Origin of the sequence: Polynucleobacter sp. P1-05-14 (assembly GCF_018881675.1) — a bacterium.
GTDB lineage: Bacteria > Pseudomonadota > Gammaproteobacteria > Burkholderiales > Burkholderiaceae > Polynucleobacter.
Map to the genome: position 1 here is coordinate 67,006 of NZ_JACVPV010000029.1, position 19,448 is coordinate 86,453.

A 19,448-nucleotide genomic window follows, 5' to 3' on the forward strand; every position below is an offset into this window, starting at 1 on the left:
GACCGTGTCTTGAAAAATTAAGGTTTAAATTTATAAAATTGTTGATTAAGAAAAGTAGCAACGTCAGCTTCATCTTCGGGAAATAAGTCAAGGCGAAGCTCTGCGTTGCAGAGTGAAACCATCTTCTTTAAATCGGCCAGAGATTTCACCTTGCCATCCGAGCGGGTGTAAATCATGTCGCCATTTCCAAAGCCCGTTTTCTTGGCGTGGCAGGCGTAGCACTTTTGCTGATCAATAGTTTTGCCATTTACTAAATCCGGAGTAGCCAGCACAGGCGCACTCATGAGCGCACTGGATGCGGCTAGCACAAAGGATCGAAGGAAAATCATTTTCATTACAAATCAAGGATTTAGCATTAATCCTTTATTTTAAGGCCCAATGGCTGAATTTGCCCTACTCCGCCTGGATAGACAGGTAGACGTTGTAGGCATTCATGCGGTTTGCAGCTCTAAAGAGCGGCATCCCTTCGTATTCCGACCAATCAGCTTGCTTATAGGCGTCCTCAAAAGGATCCAGGTTTATTGCTGCTTTAGACATCGACTCACGCAAATACTTCAAATAGCCCCTAGTAAAGGCAATATCTTCGGCAGGATGAACTGAATAACCCCCATGACCAGGTATGACGATATTGGGATTTAATTTTTCGATCTTATCCAAGGCCGCCAGCCACCCCTTGCTATCTGCATTTCCAACAAATGGAATGCGGCCCCTAAACACCAGATCACCCGCGAAAAGCACTTTTTCGGATGGAACGTACACCATCAAATCTTCAGGAGCATGAGCAGGCCCCACTCTGCTGATAAAGAAATCAATGCCGCCAATCGTCAATTTCAATTTTTGATCGATCCATACATCAGCAGAAATGAGTTTGGTATTTGCATTTACCCAGGGCGCAAAATCAGTTCTTGAAGCAATTAAGCGTTGCTTCGCTGTTTCTGAAGAAAGATAATTTCGCCCCTCACCTTGGGCATAAATCTTCGCACCGATTTTTTTAAATTCTTGCAAACCGTAGACATGATCTGCGTGATAGTGGCTCACAATGATGGCGACAACTTTCTGCGGAGTAATCTTTTTAATTTCCGCAATTAATTTTTGCGCAAGAATAGGCGATCCCAAAGCATCTACCACCACCACACCATCTGGAGTTATAACAAACCCAGTATTGGAGATGAAGTTTTGGTTAGCACTACTCCCCATCTCTGGAAAACCTTGTACAAAGTAAGTATGAGGTGCGACTTGGGTAGGTTTGAGCTGAATATGATCAGCAGGATTACTTTGGCCAAAAGCAAAACTCAAAAAGATAAGGAACCCCAAAAGGATCCCCGCAAGACTCTTAATACAATTCATACTAAATTACTTAAGGCTTGATGTAGGCAAAACCATCTTTGTATTGCAAGTCGGCAACTCGCACCACGCCTGATGGTGTGAAATCTGCATCCAGCGTGAATTGATCTTTTTTCAAATTCCGATTCTTTAAAGTGATCTCACACACTTCAAACTTCACACCACGAGATTTAAGGGCTCCAACTAATGGCGCATACTCCACATTATTTTTCTTATCCTTGGCGCCTTCCATCAACATATCCACTCCATTGGCATGAGTCACTACGATGATGATGGTATTTGGGGCTGTATCCAAATGATTACGAATATTGCGCAGGCCTTTTAGACCTTGAGTTTCTGCATCATCAATGTGATAAACCACTTTGGTAGGGCCAGATGATTGAGCTGAAACGACAGAGCAAAATCCCAATGTCAGGGCTAAAGCAGTAATAATAGAAAGTAGTTTTTTCATGCTTAGATCTCGTGTAGTTATATGGCTAATTAAATTGGGGCCATGCCAGGATTATTTGACACACCTTTAATGATTGGCTCATTGAGCTTAACCGCTTTAACAACTTTGACATCGCGCAAGTGGCGCTCCATGACATCCCAAATTGCTTCGCCTCCTGCATTTTTCGCCTCTTCACTGACTGGCGCCCAACCAGCTACTTTGTAGGTTTTGTTTGCATCAATAGCCTTACCATTTAAGCGCATATCAGAAATACGTTTACCAGCGGTTTGTGCTGGATCAATGGTGTATTGCATTCCACCGACGCGGACCATGTCACCACCTTGCTGATAATACGGATCAGGATTAAACAAGTTATCAGCGACGTCCTCAAGAATAGTTTTAATTGTTTCACCACTCATATTGGTAACAGTAGTGTATGGGTAGGTGATCGCGGTTTGATCTAAAAGATTCTCACGCGTGATCGCTTGACCTGGCAATAGACTGGTACCCCAACGGAAGCCTGGAGAGAAGGCAATCTCTGCATTCTTCTGTGCCATCAATCCATCCAAGATGAGTTGATCAAAGCTACCGTTAAAGTTACCCCGGCGATACAAGAGGCCCTCTGTAGTTGCTAACTTCTCGTTGAGCTTAGCTTCATACGGAGCCCTGACTTTAGCGATCAACTTATTCATCGCTGGATCCGCTGGAATCATATTAGAGAAAATTGGGAATAGCTTATAGCGGAAATCTACTGGCTTGCCACCTTTCACATCAAAATCCAGCACTCCTAAGAACTTACTATTAGACCCAGCATTGGTAACTAGAGTTACTCCACCAGCATTCTTTACCTTCACCGGAATAGGCACACCATCATGGGTGTGCCCACCCAAAATAGCATCTAGTCCGCGTACGCGGGAGGCCATTTTCAAATCTACATCCATGCCATTGTGAGATAGAAGCACCACTACCTTTGCGCCTTTTGATCTAACCTCATCAATAGTCTTTTGCATATTCTCTTCCTGAATACCAAAGGTCCAATCAGGAGTGAAGTAGCGGGGATTTGCAATGGGCGTATACGGGAATGCTTGTCCAATAATGGCAACCTGAATACCGTTCTGCACTTTCATGACATAGGGATTAAATACTGAGTCGCCGAAATCCGCTGTTTTAATGTTTTGCGCTACAAATGAAACTTTGCCCTTGAAGTCGCCATTCACGATTTCCATGACGCGCTTTTCGCCAAGAGTCATTTCCCAATGCGGAGTCATCACATCAACACCTAAAGCAAGAGCGGCATCAACCATATCCTGACCATTAGTCCAAAGTGCAGTACCTGAGCCCTGCCAAGTATCCCCACCATCTAGCAATAAAGCACCAGGACGATTGGCTTTCATTTGCTTAATTAAAGTGGCCATATGAGCAAATCCACCCATCTTGCCGTAGTTTTGAGCAGCAGCCACATAGTCTAAATAGGTAAAGGCATGAGCATCACGAGTGCCTGGTGCAATGCCATTTGCCTTCAAGAAATATTCGCCAACCAAGTGCGGGGTCTTACCTTCCTGCGCACCGATACCAAGGTTTACATTAGGCTCACGGAAATAAATTGGCAATAGTTGAGCATGGCAATCTGTAAAGTGCAAAAAGTGAACATTACCAAATTTAGGTAAGTCATAAAATTTTTGCGCAGTGCTTTGTGCGTTAACAAAGTTTGATTGCAAACTCATTCCACCTGCAGATGCAATAGCTAAGGCCTGCAGAAAATCGCGACGACTTAAAGACATAACATTCCCTTTGTGAAAACAGGCCTGTCGGCCTGTTTTTATACTTTATTGATTAACTGGTGAGGCCGGATCAAGCAGCAAGGCCATGACATCCTGAATCTGCTGCTCATTTAAAAGTTTGGCATGAGCGAAACGCGGCATATTACTGCATACGTTATAGGCCTTGGAGTTATTAATACGATTCCATGTATAGACCACAACCTCTTTAGAGTAGCCGCGCATTTTTCCATAACCCGTTAAAGAGGGCCCAATATTTCCATAGGAGATTTCCTTGGGATCAATTTGATGGCAGTTATAGCAGCCGCCACCAATTTCTGAACCTGCTTTATCTGACCAAGTAGCTCCCCGACCACTTTGAGCAATCTTTTCCCCATTCTTCCAGTTACCAATGTACTTGCCATCAGATGGCTGCTTAATGGAAGCCATATTTTCGCTCTGAATCTTCTCCCTCACCTTTAGATCGCCACCGCCATCCAAGTTGGCTGGGTTAGAACAAAACTTCTGCGCAGGATCCTGCACCAAACGATCGAGACCAGCCTGACCTTTTGCCTCAAAACTAGAGGACATCATATTTTCAAAAGGCGTTGCAGCATGAGCAAAACCGGCGGATATAAATAGCGCTAACGCCAGTAAGGATAATTTATTTTTCATATTATTTATCTCCAGCGATTAACGCTTCAGTCCTGGTGCAGTCATAGCGCCACCTTTGGCTGTCACAGCCATATACATTGAAACCGCAATGGTATCTTCAGAGGTATATATTGGCTCAGGGAAACGCTGCTGACGATAGCAGTCATTTAAACGCTGCTGCATCGTCCAAAAAGTTCCGCTTGAAACCCTGTAAGCCGGCCATGAACCCCAACCTGCTGCTGCACCTTTTTGTGTCGTGATATTAGGCAGATCCTGCAAGCGAATACGCTTACCGTCAGAGCCATGACATGAGGCGCATGAGAAATCCATTGGGCCGCCTTGATAGAAGAAGGATTGTTTACCCATCTCAAAGGCTTGCTTTTCTTTAGGGTGCTTAACAACAACATTAATTGGCATACCTTTTGATTCAGCAACAACGTAAGCAACTACAGCCTCAATATCTTTACGCTTACCTTTGCCAAAACCAGCCTTAATGATTTCGTTAGCGTCATAACCTTGCATTTTGCTCATACAAGTAATTAAGCGTGACTCAAGGTCTTGAACTTTGTTTGTGTCTTTAAAGTATTTTGGTAATTGAGTATAGGCACCCTTAACAACACCAGGCCCCATACCCAAATCACACTTTTCAAGTGAGACATTTTTGGGGCCCATCGGCTTTTTCCAAATATCCTCACCAGCTGCCTCATATAAATCAGAAGGGTTACCATCAGCAAGCATCGCACGATATTTTTCAATCTCTTGAGTTGCTGCGCTACCGCCAACGACAGGTTTATCTTCATTTTTTCCAGGACTGGTACAGCCCTGTAGGAGGACAAAAAAACCCGCCGCCAAGAGTCCGCAATAGATGCGTGTCTTCATAGGTAACCTTTTTAGTTATATTTTCGTATTGATATTAAGAAGCAGTGGCTTCATCAGTACGTTTGTCGCCTTTATTATCGATCCAGCTCACAACAATCTTGTCGCCTTTGGCGCCCTTGTATTTGAAGTTCAAGAATGGGTCCTTAGAGACCGCAGGGCCAAACTGACCATTCAAAACATCTTTACCATTTGCTTTGACATTGATAGTAGTGATGTGCCATGCAGGAATCACTTTGCCAGCAGCATCTTTACGCTGACCAGATTCCATATCGTGCTTCATCAAAATTTTTACATCCACAATTCCGCCGTTTTCGGCTGCTCTTACGCGCATTGGATCAGACATATGTTCCTCTTTTAATCTAGTAATTTATTAATGGTATTTAATTGGATTGAGAGTGCTTAACCGCCGCAACCACCCAAGGTTACTTTCACTTCTTTAACAGCCATACTCCATTTGCCATCAGCCTTTACCAAGGCATACACATTAGAGGTTTGACCCATCTTGATACGAGTAGTAACAAAAGGCTCTGTGCCTGTAGGAATATAGAACTGCGCAGCCAAGGCGCTTGGGTTTTTCTCAACCAAGATTGCCATTTGCTCTGCTTTAAGGGTAGTGACAATTCCAACCGGAACTACCGCACCATTTTCTGCAATATCTGGGGCGTTCAAAGTAACAGCGCTAGACTTATCTGGACTGCCTGCACCTAGAATCTTAAATACATCATCAAGACTCTTGCCTTCAAATGCGGCTTTATTCCATTCTTGAGCTTGGGCCACACTAATGAGACCCGCAGAAGCCATTAAACCGAAAACCGCTGAATATTTCAATAAACTGCGTCGCTGCTGATTCATAAAAACTCCTTTAATAATCATTTACCGTGAATATATTACCTGCTAACCAATAAAGCATGCTGGTTAGTACTGATACATCTTATTTATTTACCACCAGAAAGCACCCAGGTAACCAAAGCCTTGCGATCCTCATCCGATAACTGCGACTGTGGCGGCATTGGAATTGAACCCCATACGCCTGAGCCACCATTTTTAACTTTAGCCATCAATTTATCCAAAGCACCGCTCTGCCCCTGGTATTTGACTGCAATATCAGCAATGGATGGGCCAACCAATTTGGCGTTCGGTGCGTGACATGCTGAACAGTTCTCATTCTTAAATAGCGCAGCTGGACCCTTGTTGGAGGAAGCATGAGTATCGGACGCATGGGCCAATCCCTCACCCGTCGTTCCAGGCAACTTAGCAAGAGGCGGTTTGGTGGAGTCTGAACCACGATATGGGCCATACAAGCGATTTTGCTCAGCAATATTGCCATGAGCATTTCTGGCGAAGTCTGGAAGAGTGGATCCAATTTGCACAAACTTCACGCAATTGTTCATGCAAGAAGAGCCATTAACATCCGGCTTGCCGTTAACACTCCAAAAACCATGATTACGAGTCATGCCGTTACGATTAGGCATTTTTTTCTGGACTTCGGCAATGTTGGCATCACTCAATACAAAATCATCCGGGACTATTTCACCCAAGCTGAGAATATATGCCACCAGCGCATAAGTATTGTCCGGGGTAAGTGATCTCGGCGCATTCCAAGGCATGGCACGATAAATATAGTCCCACAATGTTGATACAGTTGGCACCTTCATCAAAGTAGTTCGCTGAGGCTGCTTACGATCTAACAAAGAGGCGACCCTGCCAGTCTTCACGTCATCAGCAGTTGTTCCACCAGCAATCGGAGTAAAGATCTCATTTGACTCACCAAAAACACCGTGACAGCTAGCGCACTTAGATTCCCAAATTACTTGACCTTGCTCAACAGAGCCAGATCCCTTTGGTAAGCCTTTAAAGTCTGGGCGCACATCAATATCCCAAGCCATGACTTCTGCAGGAGTTGCATTTCTTCCAATACCCGGAAACTTAGCGGAGCCCTGTGTACTTTGTGCAAACGAAATCTGGGCAGCTAATACTGCAATACTTAGCAGACTCAAACGAGCAATAAAATTAACCGACTTGTACATTGCTTACCTCACCGTTTGAATCTAACTTCCATGACTGAATAGCATTATTGTGATAAATAGATCGATTACCTCGTGCATCACGCAAGACCTTTATCGATGGCTGGATGTAACCAGTGTCATCCACTGCTCTAGATTGCAATATTGCCGGTGATCCATCCCATACCCAATCAATATTGAAGCGAGTTATAGACTTGGTTTGAATTGGCGTCTCTAAACGAGCAGTACGCCAGTTATTACCGCCATCGAAAGAAACATCAACACGCTTAATCTTGCCGCGACCAGACCAAGCCATACCGCTCACGTTATAAAAACCTTTATCCAGCAATTGCTGGCCACCAGAAGGTGTAGTAATTACCGATTTGCATTCTTGAATGGATGCGTATTGACGATGCATGCCATCTGGCATGAGCTCAATATAGTGAACGGCTTCATCTTTCGCATTCCAAGGCATATCGCCAACCTCTAGGCGACGCAACCACTTCACCCAGCTGACACCCTGCACGCCAGGAACTACTAGGCGCAATGGGAAGCCATTTTCCGGGCGTAACATTTCGCCATTCATACTCCAGGCAACGATTGCGTCTTCTAAGCAGCTTTCAAGATTGATCGTACGCGTCATGCCTGAACCATCACCACCTTCGGCAAGCATGAACTTGCCTTTTTTCAAATCTGCGCCGCATTCTTCAAGCAATACCTTAAGAGGTACACCTGTGAATTCGCAGCAAGATAGCATGCCGTGGGTATATTGCACGGTTGGCACCGCAACGTTACCCCACTCCAATCCAGTATTAGCACCGCACTCAATGAAGTGGGTGCGAGAAACTGAAGGCAATCTCATTAAATCATTCATCGTAAAGACGCGAGCGTTCTTCACCAAACCGTTCACCATGAGGCGATGGGTTTCAGGGTTGATGTTGTACCAACCTTGGTGATGACGCTCAAAGTGCAAACCATTCGGGGTAATAGTGCCGAATAATCCTTGCAGCGGAGTAAATGCAACAGATGCTGCAGATACACGCGTTAATCCAGGTGATTCACGACGAATGAGGTTAGATTCGTAAATTGATGGCACGCCATATGGCATGGTGGCAACGTTTTTACCTAAAGTGGTTTGCCACTCTTGCTTTTCAAGAATTGCGGGATCGCCTTCTCCAGCAGCAAAAGCCATTGGGGCAGCCAGGCCAGCAGCTGCACCACCAATGGCTGATAAAAAGCCCTTACGCAAGAAGCCGCGACGGGTCTCATCTAGTCCATTTGAATTGATATCGGCAATTAACTTCTGAGAGATAAAGTGCTCGGGCGCTTTCACCAAGCGAGCTCTATTAGCCGGCTTCTCAACCGCCGAGATATCCTCGGCACTTAATTCAATCTGCTTCTTAGTCATTTGACCTCTACTTGAAAAGTGATTTACTGCAAAACTTAATGAATGCTTTCAGCAATCTTTGCGCAGACTGTCTGACACATCTCTACGGTTGCGTTATCCGCAATCGAGTAATAAACCGTTACACCCTCTTTGCGGCGCATTAGAATTCCAGCTTTATGAAGCGCCAATAAATGTCTCGAAACATTGGCCTGGCTTGTGCCACACATCTCTACAACCTCAGAGACGGATTTTTCACCGCTACAGACTGCATACATGATGCGTAAACGTGCGGGCTCAGATAGAACATTGAAATAAGCAGCCACATGCGCAAATACCTTCTCCATCTGTTTTGGAGATAAGTTTTTTGTCGCCTTTTGAACCTTTACCCTCAATTTCACTAGCCTTTTAATATATGCATGTATACGCATATATTTGACCCTTTAAGCAGGTAAATCGGTATAGTGAGATACCCTACATTGCTTAGCAATACAATCAAGCCATGGATACGGATGCAATCCTTCTCTCGCTTAAGCTGGCGCTTTGGACCCTGGTCCTCATCCTTCCATTTGGAGTTTGGGTTGCCCATAGCCTCTTAGGCCTTAATAGAAGCAAACCCTGGGTGGAAGCTGCCCTAGCCCTGCCACTCGTTTTACCTCCCACTGTTTTGGGCTATTACCTTTTGGTTGGCTTGGGCGGAAAGACTTTTTTAGGCATTCCACTGGTGTTTTCCTTTGCCGGAATCCTCATTGCCTCCCTCATAGTCAACCTGCCTTTTGCAATACAGCCGATTCAGCGCGCATTTGAAGCTATCAACCCGGAAATTATTGAGGCCGCCCAAGTCAGCGGCCTATCCAATTGGCAAATTTTTCGCTTGATTGAGCTTCCACTGGCATGGAGAGGCATTACCAGTGCCGCAGTGCTGACCTTTGCTCATACCCTAGGTGAATTTGGGGTCATCCTCATGGTTGGGGGCGCAATCCCCGGAGAAACCAAAACAGTATCGATTGCGATCTACGACAAAGTGCAAAGTTTTGATACCTCAGGCGCCGGCGCACTGGCCTTATTGCTGCTAGGTATATCTCTGATTGCAATTGCCCTTTCATATGGTGTTTTTGGCAAAAGCGTCTCCCAACAGCGCCAACGGAGGGGCTGATGCTTAAACTCAAAATAAGCCAAGCACTCCCTAACCCTCTGCAAATTACGCTGGAATGTGCAGCCGGTCAATTGCATGCTCTTGTGGGGCCATCTGGTAGCGGCAAAACCAGCACTCTGAGAACGATTGCCGGCCTCAGCCAAGCTAAGATTGGAAAAATTGAATGTGATGGTGAGACCTGGTTTGAGGCCAATGAACTTGCAGGAGTAATACAGAACCTGTCTCCCGCGCAACGTTCTTGTGGATTTTTATTTCAGCAATACGCTCTCTTCCCGCATCTATCCGCGCTTGAGAATGTTCTCATCCCTTTACAGAATTCTGCACATAAGGTGGCTGAACGTAAAGCCCTTGCTCAGGACTGGCTAGGTCGCATGGGCATTGCTGAACTTGCCCATCGTTTTCCACACCAACTCTCGGGCGGACAACAGCAACGCGTAGCACTTGCTCGCGCATTGGCACGACAGCCAAAGATCTTATTGTTAGACGAACCATTTTCCGCTGTTGATGCGCCAACGCGAAAAGGTCTATATAAAACTCTTGCTGATTTACGCAAGGATTTAAACATTCCGATTGTGTTGGTTACACATGATTTGCGTGAGGCCGATCTGCTTGCCGACCGTATTACCGTGATTGATAACGGTATCAGCTTACAAACGGCAGCGCCCCAAGTGCTATTTCAAAGACCTAGAAACTCGCGTGTAGCCGAGTTGGTTGGCATTAGCAATTTATTTCATGGGATATTTAATGCGGGCAATCTCACTTGGGATGGCTGCGATAAAACCTTTTCCGTGGCCGATAAAGGCAAAATCCCCGCCAATGCCCAAGTAGCATGGGTGATTCCGCAAGATGGTTTGAGTATCCATAACGCACCAACCTTGACCAGCACTCCAGCGATTGCTGCAGAGATTAGTGTCTTAGGCCAAATTGCGGTGATCCAACTACAAATTCAAAATAGCATACATAAAATTGAATGGGTTGCATCAGCATCTGAAGTGAAAAGATTGAATATGGAAGTTGGCAGCCAAATGTATATTGAATTAAATGGCAATCAAATTCACATCATGCCGTTACGACCAATCAATGATCCCAGACGTTTTGTTGATGGCAACTAGAGATTTTAAGGAAAACAGAATTTAAGAAATACATCCACCAGTACAACCATGCTCGAATCAAACAAAAACTAAAGGGATTGAGCCCAACGCAATAACGAACTCAATCGCCCCCCCTAGTAAGCCAACAAAGAAGTTCTTTTATTTTCAAACGCCGGCTTGAGAAAAACTTTCAAGATTTTTTATACTCGGAATTTGAATGCTTAACTTTCCGATATTGGAAATTAAGCCCTGTTCCGCCATAGAAGCAAGGGCTCTACTAATAGTTTCAAACTTCACGTCCATCATTAGGCCCATATCCTCTCTTTTAAAGAGTGGCGCAACTGCCATATCACCTGAGATCTTGGCAATTCGCAAGAAAAATCTCGCTAAACGCGCCTCAATTCTTCCGGTATTGATTTCAGAAAACCATGACTCCGACTGAGTCAGGGCTTCACCCCATTTTTTTACAATTTGGCGATGTAAGCGTGGAGACTCTTCACCCAAGCTGGAAATAATGGCTTTTGGTATGCGGCACAGGTGGATATTGGATAAAGCTGCAGCAGAATGGGTATAACTCTTACCCAACAAAGCCTCCATACCAAACAAATCACCCGGCATTACTAATCGGACTATTCTAGTTGAGCCATCGGAATTGATATGCAATAGCTTTATATAACCCTCACGCAAGGTAAATAAATGCTCAGCAGAATTTCCCTGCGTGTAAATCCCTGCATTTGCTTCGAAACGTAAATCATCAATTGGTGAATGAATTTTAGAAAAGTCTTCCTCATTCAATTCGGCAAACAATGCAGAGCTGCGAATAGAGCATGCATTGCAATCACTATTACCCTGCCATGCACTTTTAATTTCAATAGTCTTCATAGGAAAGCAATCACTTCTTAGCAACCAATCCTAATATTGCAGACATGCCAGTGTGCCTTGGACCTTCAGAAAGTTCTTTCTCGTAACTTACAAGCTCGAGTATTTCAAAGTCTTTAGCGAGATCTCGAATCATTTCTTCTGTATAGAGATGCTCTATTAATGATGGGCCGCCGGTTTTGTAATCCAGTTGTTTAGGGGTATAGCCCTGAAGGATGAAGAGGCCACCAGGCTTTGTCGCCTTATAGGCTTGCTCAAAAATTCTAGCGCGCATTACTGGATCAGCAAACTGAATGAAGATACCAATCACTGCGTCATAAGTATTTTCTTGCCACGCATAGCTATCGGTATCAGAGAAGGAATACTCAACTTGCACTTGATTATCTTTAGCAAACTGCTTTGCTTTAGCAAGCGCGACATCAGACGCATCAAAGCCAAAAACTTGCATGCCTTGCTTGGCAAGCCAGACGCCGTTGCGACCTTCGCCGTCAGCAATACATAAAACCTTATCTTTGGGCTTTAGGTATTGCTTTGTTTTCTCAACGAGATACTCATTAGGCTCTTTACCAAAAATAAACTCTTTCTTGTCGAAGCGTTCGTTCCAGAACTGGGTGGCATCCGCGAAACTCATAGACCTATCCTGATGTACTTGATTATTTTTTGAGTCCGCCAACGAGGTCGTTCTTTAAGTCGTTGATGTTTTCAAGGCCAACAGCAATACGCACCAAGCCATCAGAAATACCGGCGGCTTTACGAGCCTCAGGCGTGACACGGCAATGTGTTGTTGTAGCAGGATGTGTAATAGTTGTGCGAGTGTCGCCTAAGTTTGCAGTAATCGAGCAAAGCTTTGTTTGATTGATGAGCTTGAACGCAGCCTTCTTGCCACCCTTCAAGGTGAAAGACACAATCGCCCCACCCTCTTTTTGCTGGCGCATTGCCAACGCATGTTGAGGATGCGATTTCAGGCCAGGATGGTAAACGCGCTCCACTCCAGATTGCTTCTCAAGCCATTGAGCCAAGGCGAGTGCATTCTGACTCTGTTGCCTCATGCGAAGTTCTAAAGTCTCCAAGCCCTTGAGGAATACCCAAGCATTGAATGCAGATAGCGTTGGGCCTGCGGTACGCACATAGGGGAATACTTTACCCATGATGAAATCTTTGCTACCCACAATTGCTCCGCCGACCACTCGACCCTGTCCATCCAAGTACTTTGTTGCCGAATGAATCACGACATCAGCACCAAGTGCTAATGGTTTTTGCAAAGCAGGTGTACAGAAGCAGTTATCCACCGCAAATAAGGCGCCTGCTTTTTTAGCAATCTTTGAAATCGCTCTGATATCAGCAATCTCAGTCAACGGATTGGAAGGTGTCTCAAGGTAGAACAGCTTAGTATTTGGCTGAACGGCGGCCTGCCATGACTTGGTATCAGCCAAATCAGCATAAGTGGTTGTAATGCCAAAGCGGCCCAAGATATTAGTGAACAACTGAATCGTTGCACCAAATACCGAGCGCGAGCAAACCACGTGATCACCTGCTTGTAAATGCGCCATTGCCATTGTAAGAATGGCAGACATTCCGGAAGCGGTAGCAATACAAGCCTCACCACCCTCTAAAGCAGCCAAGCGATCTTGAAACATGCTCACGGTTGGATTGGTAAAGCGAGAATAGATAAAGCCTTGGTCAGCATGCGCAAAACCATCGGCTGCTAACTCTGCACTATCAAAACAAAAGCTTGATGTTAGAAACATCGCCTCTGAATGTTCTTGGTATTCAGCGGTGCGACGAGTACCAGCGCGAACAGCTAAGGTCTCGAGCGCAAGCTTAGAAAAATCGGGTTTTTTACGTATAGTTTTGCTCTTCATGCTGCTATTTTGACACCGAATCATGATTTTGCCTCGAGCGAGGCAAAATCCTGTCGCTTTTTAGTCTTCGGTGGCCAAATGCAGGTGGAGTTGTGAACGGGCGAAATCGCTCGAATCCTTTTGGCGGTCTGCCTTCGCGTCAGAGGTATTTCTAGCGGCCTCCAAAGCATCTAGATAGGACTCGGTGATATCGCCAGTTACGTAGAAGCCATCAAAGCAAGAGGCCTCAAAGTTCTTAATATCCGGATTAACATCTCTTACCGCCTGCTTCATATCTTCAATACTTTGATAGATCAACTGATCGGCACCAATCATCTTATTAATCTCTTCATCGGTACGACCATAGGCAACCAATTCGCTACGGGTTGGCATATCAATACCGTAGACGTTGGGGAAGCGCACTGGCGGCGCAGCAGATGCAAAGATCACTTTCTTGGCACCGGATTCACGAGCCATCTGCACAATCTCAAATGAGGTAGTGCCACGAACGATAGAGTCATCCACAATCAAGACCGTCTTATCTTTGAACTCAATGCGCATAGCATTGAGTTTTTGACGAACAGATTTCTTACGAACGGCTTGGCCTGGCATGATAAATGTACGACCGATATAACGGTTCTTAAAGAAGCCTTCACGGTAATCCACGCCCAATTTCTTTGCTACTTGCATAGCTGCTGGACGACTGGAATCCGGAATCGGCATCACTACATCAATTTCATCGACATTAGTCTCTTTGCGGATCTTCTCAGCCAAGTAATCGCCCATACGCATACGCACGTTGTAGACGGTCACACCGTCAATCGTTGAGTCTGGACGGGCCATATAGACATACTCAAAAATGCAAGGCGTTAACATTGCATTCGGCACACATTGACGTGAATAGAAATTGCCGTCCAAGTCAATATAAATTGCTTCACCTGGATGAACGTCGCGCACAAACGTAAAGCCTAGACCTTCAAGCGCTACAGACTCAGATGCAATCATCCACTCAGGGCCCTGAGGAGTATCGATACGGCCAATACACAGCGGACGAATGCCATACTGATCACGGAAGGCTAATAAGCCATAACCCGCTATTAAAGAAACTACTGCATAAGACCCTTTAACGCGATTGGTTACACCAGTCACAGCGTTAAACATCGCGCCCTCATCCAGGGCTGCACTATTGGTTTCTTTTTGAAGTTCGTCAGCCAATACGTTAAGCAATACTTCAGTATCAGAACTGGTGTTGATGTGACGACGATCGCGATAAGCCATCTCAACACGTAAGCTTGGAGCATTTGTTAGATTACCGTTATGCGCCAAGATAATGCCGTAAGGTGCACTCACATAGAAAGGTTGCGCCTCTTCTTCACTACTTGCAGAGCCTGCAGTTGGGTAGCGCACTTGGCCAATACCAGCGTTCCCAACCAAGCTACGCATATTGCGAGTTCTAAACACATCTCGTACCAAGCCATTGGCTTTATGCATCGTGAATGAATTACCGTTCATCGTTGCAATACCTGCCGCATCCTGTCCGCGATGCTGCAAAAGCAGCAGCGCATCATAGAGAAGTTGATTTACTGGTGAGTGGGAAACAGTTCCGACGACGCCGCACATATCTCTAGATTCCTATTGTTAATTTAGGAGTAATGGTAGGGCTAACTTTAGGCATTGCATCACCCAATTGCTTAGCCCAGTCGGCAGGTAGCCAACCTTTAATTAAACCGGTTGCCATATCAATTGCTGGTCTGGTAATGGCGTTCTTCCAAGCCATACTTTGCGGGATGGGTGTGAGTGCCGCTAGAGTAGCCAACACTACTATGACCAAGCCACCACGGATCACGCCAAATATTAAACCCAAGAAGCGGTCTGTGAGACTAAGACCCACTGACAAAATAATCTTCTGCACTACCCCACCAAACAAACCACAGATGATGAGGGTTAATACAAACAATATGATGAAACTCAAGCCAAGACTCAGTAATTCATCCAGATGAAATGTCGAGAGCCACTCGGTTGAGAGGTAGTTACTGTAGTGATAAGCAACCCAAGCTGCGGCGAACCAAGAAGCTAAAGCAAGGACCTCTTTAAATAAACCGCGAGAGATGCCAACTAAGGCAGAAACCAAGAGCACAACTAGGGTGAAGTAATCCACCGATGTTAGCTTGAGGGTGGACAAGTATTCCATTACTGTTTACCAGACTCGACGAGTCTTGGTGTAAGACCCATCGCCTTAATTTTCTTTTCCGCTGCTTCTGCGACGTCTTTATCAGCAAAGGGTCCTGCTCGTACAAGGAAAATCTTGCCACCATCGACACCCGCCTTACTCAAGGTATAACTCGGAATGTTTTGATTTTTGAGTCTTGCGGACAAGGCCTTTACATTAGCCTCGGATGCAAAAGCACCAATCTGAATAATGTACTTACCTGAACCTGAAGTGCTTGACTTAGGTACGTCAGCTGTTCTAGGTTTTGTGTCGGCTTTAGGACTTGCCGCAGCAACAACCTCTTCACCCGCAGCCAAGCCTAATGTGCCCGATTTATTTACTGCAGGCACTGCTGGTTTAGTTTCCACCTTGGCTTCGGGCTTAGCTTCTACTTTTGCTTCTGGCGCAGGTGCGGCGGCGACCTTGGGAGCTTCTTTAGCAGGCTCAACAGGAGCTTCGGCCTTAGGTTTTTCTTCGGCCTTAGGCTCTGTACCGGGAATAGGTAAGCTGGTAACAATATTTACTGCGATATCGTTAGATGATGCTTTTGGTTTGCTATCCAAAATACGAGGCAAGCCAATAACAGCAATTAATACGAGGACGGCAGCACCAATCAGACGATGACGCGCTCTTTGCTGCTCTGGATCTTCTGTGAGGGCAAGTTCTTCAGCTTCTGCTGCGCGCTGAAAACTACGTGGGGCTACTCGTTTGGCGGTGCGACTACCCCTTGAACCTATTTCAAGGTCATCGGACTGGGTTTTTCGCTTAAAAAAGCTTGGTAAACGAATCATGGATCAGTGGGCCTGGTTGTTTCGGTAAGTCATTACGCCTGCAACGGTATAGAAGGATCCGAAGGTCACAATTCTATCACCCTCACCCGCCAAAGATAGCGCTTTTTGATACGCTAAAGCGGGTTCTGAGAAGCATTCAATACCCCCATCTGACCCATTTTTTTGCTTTACTCCCATAGATTCAAGCTTCTCGGCCAGAAGCTTAGCGCTCGCAGCTCTGGGGGTCGGTAAATCAGTGCAAAACCAGAAATCCACGATATTTAGGAGGGGTTTAATCACCCCCTCAATATCCTTGTCAGCCATAGCTCCAAAAATGGCATAGGTGTAGGGGTGGTAACCCATCTTATCGAGCCCCTGAGCCAAGGTGGCAGCAGCATGGGGATTATGAGCAACATCCAATACCACGGTAGGCTGACCCGGAAGAACCTGGAATCGGCCTGGTAGCTCAACCAAAGCAAAACCATTGCGAATATCCTGGGCGCTCACTGGTAGGCGTTGGTGCAATGCCATTAAGGCGGCAATAACAGCAGAGGCATTCAGAATCTGATTAGCACCCCGCAGCGCTGGGTAGCCAAGGCCACTAAAGCGCTTTTTACGCCCTGCCCAACCCCATTGCTGCTTATCACCCTGGAAGTTGTAATCACGTCCCTGTAACCAGAGGTCGCAGCCCAACTTTTCAGCATGATCAATCAGCGATTGTGGCGGCACAGGATCACCACACACCGCGATATGTCCTGGACGGAAAATACCCGCCTTTTCCAGGCCAATGGCTTCGCGTGTGCCCCCCAAAAAATCCGCATGATCGATATCGATACTAGTCACAATTGCGCAATCAGCATCAACGATGTTGACAGCATCTAAGCGACCACCCATACCCACTTCCAAGACAACTGCATCCAAATTGGACTTAGCAAACAGATGCATGATGGCTAAAGTGGTGAACTCAAAATACGTTAAGGTCGGAGCATCGACCAGGCTCACGCGAGCATTTTCAACGGCAGCAAAATGTTCAAGCAAGAGATTGTCTTTGACATCTTCACCATTAATACGCGCACGCTCATTGAATTTGAGTAAATGTGGGGAGGTATGGCAACCGACTCTATAACCAGAAGCCAACAGAATGCTCTCGAGAAACGCACAGGTCGAGCCTTTGCCATTTGTACCGGCAACCGTAATTACTGGGCAATCAAAATGGAGATCTAATGCAGCCTTCACGCGATTGATGCGCTCAAGCCCCATGTCTATGCCAACGGGGTGAGCAGTTTCGAGGTGGCTAAGCCAAGCCTCTAGGCTAGGAAATAATATGGGGGCTTGGTGTGCTGAGCTCAAGCGCTTAAACGACTGCGCTACCCGCGATAGCAGGCTCAGGAAGCTTTTGTAACAAAGCAAGTAAACGCGCGATTTCACCGCGCATCTGACGACGATCAACAATCATGTCAATGCCGCCCTTTTGCATTAGGAACTCAGATCTCTGAAATCCTTCTGGTAATTTTTCGCGAACAGTTTGTTCAATCACGCGTGGGCCAGCAAAACCAATTAACGCTTTTGGCTCAGCCATCACTACATCACCCATGAAGGCAAAGCTGGCAGAAATACCACCCATCGTTGGGTCAGTGAGCACGCTAATATAAGGCAAGCCTTTTTTAGCCAACAAGGTCAACATCGAATTAGTTTTCGCCATTTGGAAAAGCGATAACAAGCTTTCTTGCATTCGCGCACCGCCAGTAGCAGTGACACAAATGAAAGCGCACTTCTTATTAATTGCCTCTTGCACTCCGCGGGCAAAACGCTCGCCTACTACAGAGCCCATTGAGCCCCCCATATATTGGAATTCGAAACAAGCAGCTACTACAGGAATAGTTTCAATCTTGCCACCCATCACAATGAGGGCCTCAGATTCACCAGAAGCATCATTCGCTTCTTTAATGCGATCTGGATATTTTTTAGAGTCTTTAAATTTCAGCGGGTCAGTTGGATAGATATCAGCGCCGATTTCGTAGCGGCCTTTTTCATCTAGCAAGCTGTCTAAGCGCAGACGTGCTCCGATACGCATGTGATGACTACATTTTGGGCATACCGATAAATTGGCTTCAATGTCAGTGCTATACAGAACAGTTTCACAACTAGGGCACTTGACCCACAATCCCTCAGGTACTGACTTGCGATTTGCAGGATCAGTATGTTGAATTTGGGGTGGGAGTAATTTATCTATCCAGCTCATTAGTTTTTAGCTATCCAATGCGTCGCGTATCTCACGAATGAAGGTTTCCAGTGATTGTACCGCCTGCCCAGGGGGCGCATCCTCTAAAAGACGAATAATTCGGCTGCCAATCACAACCGCATCCGCACTTACCGATACCGCCTTGGCACTAGCTGCATCACTAATACCAAACCCTACAGCAATCGGAATATCTGTCTCTTCACGAATTTTCGGGATGATACTGGCCACATCCTGCGTATTGAGGTTAGCTGCACCAGTAACCCCTCTCATAGAAACGTAATAGATATAACCAGAGGCTATTTTGGCCGCCTCTTTTATGCGCTCATGTGATGATGTAGGCGCCAATAAGAAAATCGGGTCAATGCCGGCAACACGCATACGAGCGGCAAAGTCCACACACTCTTCTGGTGGGTAATCCACTACGAGAACACCGTCGACACCAGCAGCCTTCGCTTCGGTTGCAAAACGCTCTGCTCCCATTTGCTCAACTGGGTTTGCATAACCCATCAAAACAACTGGTGTATTAGCATCCTGTTTGCGGAATTCTTTTACCATCTCTAAGCAGCTATGCAAAGTGACACCTTGAGTCAGTGCGCGTTCCGATGATCTCTGAATGACAGGACCATCAGCCATTGGATCTGAAAATGGCACACCTAATTCAATCACACTTGAACCGCCACGAACTAATGCATGCATGAGTTCAACGGTTTGCTTAGGATCTGGATCACCAGCAGTAATAAAAGGAATCAATCCTTTCTTACCTGTTGCTTTTAGCTCCTTGAAGAGCGCAGTAATTTTTGACATAACTC

Annotated in this window: 23 protein-coding genes; 3 read left to right on the plus strand and 20 right to left on the minus strand. The window is 45.8% G+C overall.

The features are described 5' to 3' along the window. Positions 1 to 17 precede the first annotated feature (17 nt). The 11 genes from ICN37_RS08840 to ICN37_RS08890 all read right to left on the minus strand — a co-directional run bounded on the left by ICN37_RS08840 (position 18) and on the right by ICN37_RS08890 (position 8,852). Positions 18 to 335: a hypothetical protein gene (locus ICN37_RS08840; RefSeq protein ID WP_215321951.1), complete on the minus strand. Its 318-nt coding sequence runs from the start codon at positions 333 to 335 to the stop codon at positions 18 to 20. Between the two features lie 58 nt (positions 336 to 393). Further along, complete coding sequence (locus ICN37_RS08845) at positions 394 to 1,296, minus strand: MBL fold metallo-hydrolase (protein WP_255538506.1); 903 nt, start codon at positions 1,294 to 1,296, stop codon at positions 394 to 396. A gap of 61 nt (positions 1,297 to 1,357) precedes the next feature. Then, positions 1,358 to 1,795: a DsrE family protein gene (locus ICN37_RS08850; protein WP_215321950.1), complete on the minus strand. Its 438-nt coding sequence runs from the start codon at positions 1,793 to 1,795 to the stop codon at positions 1,358 to 1,360. A gap of 29 nt (positions 1,796 to 1,824) precedes the next feature. Then, the gene (gene soxB / locus ICN37_RS08855) at positions 1,825 to 3,555 is read right to left on the minus strand and encodes a thiosulfohydrolase SoxB (protein ID WP_215271988.1); all 1,731 of its coding nucleotides are present in this window, start codon (positions 3,553 to 3,555) and stop codon (positions 1,825 to 1,827) included. A gap of 45 nt (positions 3,556 to 3,600) precedes the next feature. Next, on the minus strand, positions 3,601 to 4,206 hold the full coding sequence (gene soxX / locus ICN37_RS08860; protein WP_215271987.1) for a sulfur oxidation c-type cytochrome SoxX: 606 nt from the start codon (positions 4,204 to 4,206) through the stop codon (positions 3,601 to 3,603). A gap of 18 nt (positions 4,207 to 4,224) precedes the next feature. After that, positions 4,225 to 5,064, minus strand: coding sequence for a sulfur oxidation c-type cytochrome SoxA (gene soxA / locus ICN37_RS08865; RefSeq protein ID WP_215271986.1), 840 nt, complete (start codon positions 5,062 to 5,064; stop codon positions 4,225 to 4,227). Between the two features lie 34 nt (positions 5,065 to 5,098). Beyond that, on the minus strand, positions 5,099 to 5,407 hold the full coding sequence (soxZ, locus tag ICN37_RS08870) for a thiosulfate oxidation carrier complex protein SoxZ (protein WP_215271985.1): 309 nt from the start codon (positions 5,405 to 5,407) through the stop codon (positions 5,099 to 5,101). Positions 5,408 to 5,463: 56 nt separating this feature from the next. After that, on the minus strand, positions 5,464 to 5,916 hold the full coding sequence (soxY, locus tag ICN37_RS08875; RefSeq protein WP_215271984.1) for a thiosulfate oxidation carrier protein SoxY: 453 nt from the start codon (positions 5,914 to 5,916) through the stop codon (positions 5,464 to 5,466). An 83-nt stretch (positions 5,917 to 5,999) separates the two neighbouring features. Further along, on the minus strand, positions 6,000 to 7,091 hold the full coding sequence (locus ICN37_RS08880) for a c-type cytochrome (protein ID WP_215321944.1): 1,092 nt from the start codon (positions 7,089 to 7,091) through the stop codon (positions 6,000 to 6,002). After that, positions 7,075 to 8,475, minus strand: a complete 1,401-nt coding sequence (gene soxC, locus ICN37_RS08885) for a sulfite dehydrogenase (protein WP_215271982.1) — start codon at positions 8,473 to 8,475, stop codon at positions 7,075 to 7,077. The genes ICN37_RS08880 and soxC overlap by 17 nt, the downstream gene beginning before the upstream one ends. 35 nt (positions 8,476 to 8,510) lie before the next feature. Further along, positions 8,511 to 8,852 (minus strand): metalloregulator ArsR/SmtB family transcription factor, encoded by a 342-nt coding sequence (locus ICN37_RS08890; protein WP_216156792.1) that lies wholly within the window; start codon positions 8,850 to 8,852, stop codon positions 8,511 to 8,513. Between the two features lie 101 nt (positions 8,853 to 8,953). On the opposite strand from ICN37_RS08890, the gene modB reads away from it, so the two are divergent. Genes modB through ICN37_RS11705 form a run of 3 tightly spaced genes read left to right on the plus strand, consistent with a single transcriptional unit; the run spans position 8,954 to position 10,814 of the window. Next, complete coding sequence (gene modB, locus ICN37_RS08895; RefSeq protein ID WP_215321942.1) at positions 8,954 to 9,607, plus strand: molybdate ABC transporter permease subunit; 654 nt, start codon at positions 8,954 to 8,956, stop codon at positions 9,605 to 9,607. Beyond that, entirely contained in the window at positions 9,607 to 10,719 is a 1,113-nt protein-coding gene (locus tag ICN37_RS08900; RefSeq protein ID WP_216156794.1) for an ABC transporter ATP-binding protein, read from the plus strand. Before modB ends, ICN37_RS08900 begins: the two co-directional genes overlap by 1 nt. A 2-nt stretch (positions 10,720 to 10,721) precedes the next feature. Further along, on the plus strand, positions 10,722 to 10,814 hold the full coding sequence (locus ICN37_RS11705) for an IS3 family transposase (protein ID WP_216157674.1): 93 nt from the start codon (positions 10,722 to 10,724) through the stop codon (positions 10,812 to 10,814). 49 nt (positions 10,815 to 10,863) lie between these two features. Here the strand turns inward: ICN37_RS11705 and ICN37_RS08910 are convergent, their stop codons facing one another. Genes ICN37_RS08910 through trpA form a run of 9 tightly spaced genes read right to left on the minus strand, consistent with a single transcriptional unit; the run spans position 10,864 to position 19,443 of the window. Then, positions 10,864 to 11,580 (minus strand): Crp/Fnr family transcriptional regulator, encoded by a 717-nt coding sequence (locus ICN37_RS08910; RefSeq protein ID WP_216156797.1) that lies wholly within the window; start codon positions 11,578 to 11,580, stop codon positions 10,864 to 10,866. 10 nt (positions 11,581 to 11,590) lie between these two features. After that, positions 11,591 to 12,208 (minus strand): bifunctional 2-polyprenyl-6-hydroxyphenol methylase/3-demethylubiquinol 3-O-methyltransferase UbiG, encoded by a 618-nt coding sequence (locus ICN37_RS08915; RefSeq protein ID WP_216156800.1) that lies wholly within the window; start codon positions 12,206 to 12,208, stop codon positions 11,591 to 11,593. Positions 12,209 to 12,230: 22 nt separating this feature from the next. Next, complete coding sequence (locus ICN37_RS08920; RefSeq protein ID WP_216156803.1) at positions 12,231 to 13,439, minus strand: O-succinylhomoserine sulfhydrylase; 1,209 nt, start codon at positions 13,437 to 13,439, stop codon at positions 12,231 to 12,233. A gap of 60 nt (positions 13,440 to 13,499) precedes the next feature. Next, on the minus strand, positions 13,500 to 15,038 hold the full coding sequence (gene purF, locus ICN37_RS08925; RefSeq protein WP_216156807.1) for an amidophosphoribosyltransferase: 1,539 nt from the start codon (positions 15,036 to 15,038) through the stop codon (positions 13,500 to 13,502). A 4-nt stretch (positions 15,039 to 15,042) separates the two neighbouring features. After that, positions 15,043 to 15,609: a CvpA family protein gene (locus tag ICN37_RS08930; protein ID WP_215321919.1), complete on the minus strand. Its 567-nt coding sequence runs from the start codon at positions 15,607 to 15,609 to the stop codon at positions 15,043 to 15,045. Beyond that, positions 15,609 to 16,418, minus strand: a complete 810-nt coding sequence (locus ICN37_RS08935) for an SPOR domain-containing protein (protein WP_216156810.1) — start codon at positions 16,416 to 16,418, stop codon at positions 15,609 to 15,611. Before ICN37_RS08935 ends, ICN37_RS08930 begins: the two co-directional genes overlap by 1 nt. Before the next feature lie 3 nt (positions 16,419 to 16,421). Next, entirely contained in the window at positions 16,422 to 17,747 is a 1,326-nt protein-coding gene (folC, locus tag ICN37_RS08940; protein WP_216156813.1) for a bifunctional tetrahydrofolate synthase/dihydrofolate synthase, read from the minus strand. Between the two features lie 4 nt (positions 17,748 to 17,751). Continuing rightward, positions 17,752 to 18,639, minus strand: a complete 888-nt coding sequence (gene accD / locus ICN37_RS08945; protein ID WP_216156815.1) for an acetyl-CoA carboxylase, carboxyltransferase subunit beta — start codon at positions 18,637 to 18,639, stop codon at positions 17,752 to 17,754. Positions 18,640 to 18,645: 6 nt separating this feature from the next. After that, positions 18,646 to 19,443 carry a tryptophan synthase subunit alpha gene (gene trpA / locus ICN37_RS08950; protein WP_215321913.1) on the minus strand — a complete coding sequence of 266 codons (798 nt, stop codon included), beginning with the start codon at positions 19,441 to 19,443 and terminating at the stop codon, positions 18,646 to 18,648. Positions 19,444 to 19,448 lie beyond the last annotated feature (5 nt).

Coding starts and splice junctions, on each gene's coding strand:
- ICN37_RS08840 (WP_215321951.1), bottom strand. CDS start 335: ATGAAAATGATTTTCCTTCGATCCTTTGTGCTAGCCGCATCCAGTGCG.
- ICN37_RS08850 (WP_215321950.1), bottom strand. CDS start 1,795: ATGAAAAAACTACTTTCTATTATTACTGCTTTAGCCCTGACATTGGGA.
- soxB (WP_215271988.1), bottom strand. CDS start 3,555: ATGTCTTTAAGTCGTCGCGATTTTCTGCAGGCCTTAGCTATTGCATCT.
- soxX (WP_215271987.1), bottom strand. CDS start 4,206: ATGAAAAATAAATTATCCTTACTGGCGTTAGCGCTATTTATATCCGCC.
- soxA (WP_215271986.1), bottom strand. CDS start 5,064: ATGAAGACACGCATCTATTGCGGACTCTTGGCGGCGGGTTTTTTTGTC.
- soxZ (WP_215271985.1), bottom strand. CDS start 5,407: ATGTCTGATCCAATGCGCGTAAGAGCAGCCGAAAACGGCGGAATTGTG.
- soxY (WP_215271984.1), bottom strand. CDS start 5,916: ATGAATCAGCAGCGACGCAGTTTATTGAAATATTCAGCGGTTTTCGGT.
- ICN37_RS08880 (WP_215321944.1), bottom strand. CDS start 7,091: ATGTACAAGTCGGTTAATTTTATTGCTCGTTTGAGTCTGCTAAGTATT.
- soxC (WP_215271982.1), bottom strand. CDS start 8,475: ATGACTAAGAAGCAGATTGAATTAAGTGCCGAGGATATCTCGGCGGTT.
- modB (WP_215321942.1), top strand. CDS start 8,954: ATGGATACGGATGCAATCCTTCTCTCGCTTAAGCTGGCGCTTTGGACC.
- ICN37_RS08900 (WP_216156794.1), top strand. CDS start 9,607: ATGCTTAAACTCAAAATAAGCCAAGCACTCCCTAACCCTCTGCAAATT.
- ICN37_RS08910 (WP_216156797.1), bottom strand. CDS start 11,580: ATGAAGACTATTGAAATTAAAAGTGCATGGCAGGGTAATAGTGATTGC.
- ICN37_RS08915 (WP_216156800.1), bottom strand. CDS start 12,208: ATGAGTTTCGCGGATGCCACCCAGTTCTGGAACGAACGCTTCGACAAG.
- ICN37_RS08920 (WP_216156803.1), bottom strand. CDS start 13,439: ATGAAGAGCAAAACTATACGTAAAAAACCCGATTTTTCTAAGCTTGCG.
- purF (WP_216156807.1), bottom strand. CDS start 15,038: ATGTGCGGCGTCGTCGGAACTGTTTCCCACTCACCAGTAAATCAACTT.
- ICN37_RS08930 (WP_215321919.1), bottom strand. CDS start 15,609: ATGGAATACTTGTCCACCCTCAAGCTAACATCGGTGGATTACTTCACC.
- ICN37_RS08935 (WP_216156810.1), bottom strand. CDS start 16,418: ATGATTCGTTTACCAAGCTTTTTTAAGCGAAAAACCCAGTCCGATGAC.
- accD (WP_216156815.1), bottom strand. CDS start 18,639: ATGAGCTGGATAGATAAATTACTCCCACCCCAAATTCAACATACTGAT.
- trpA (WP_215321913.1), bottom strand. CDS start 19,443: ATGTCAAAAATTACTGCGCTCTTCAAGGAGCTAAAAGCAACAGGTAAG.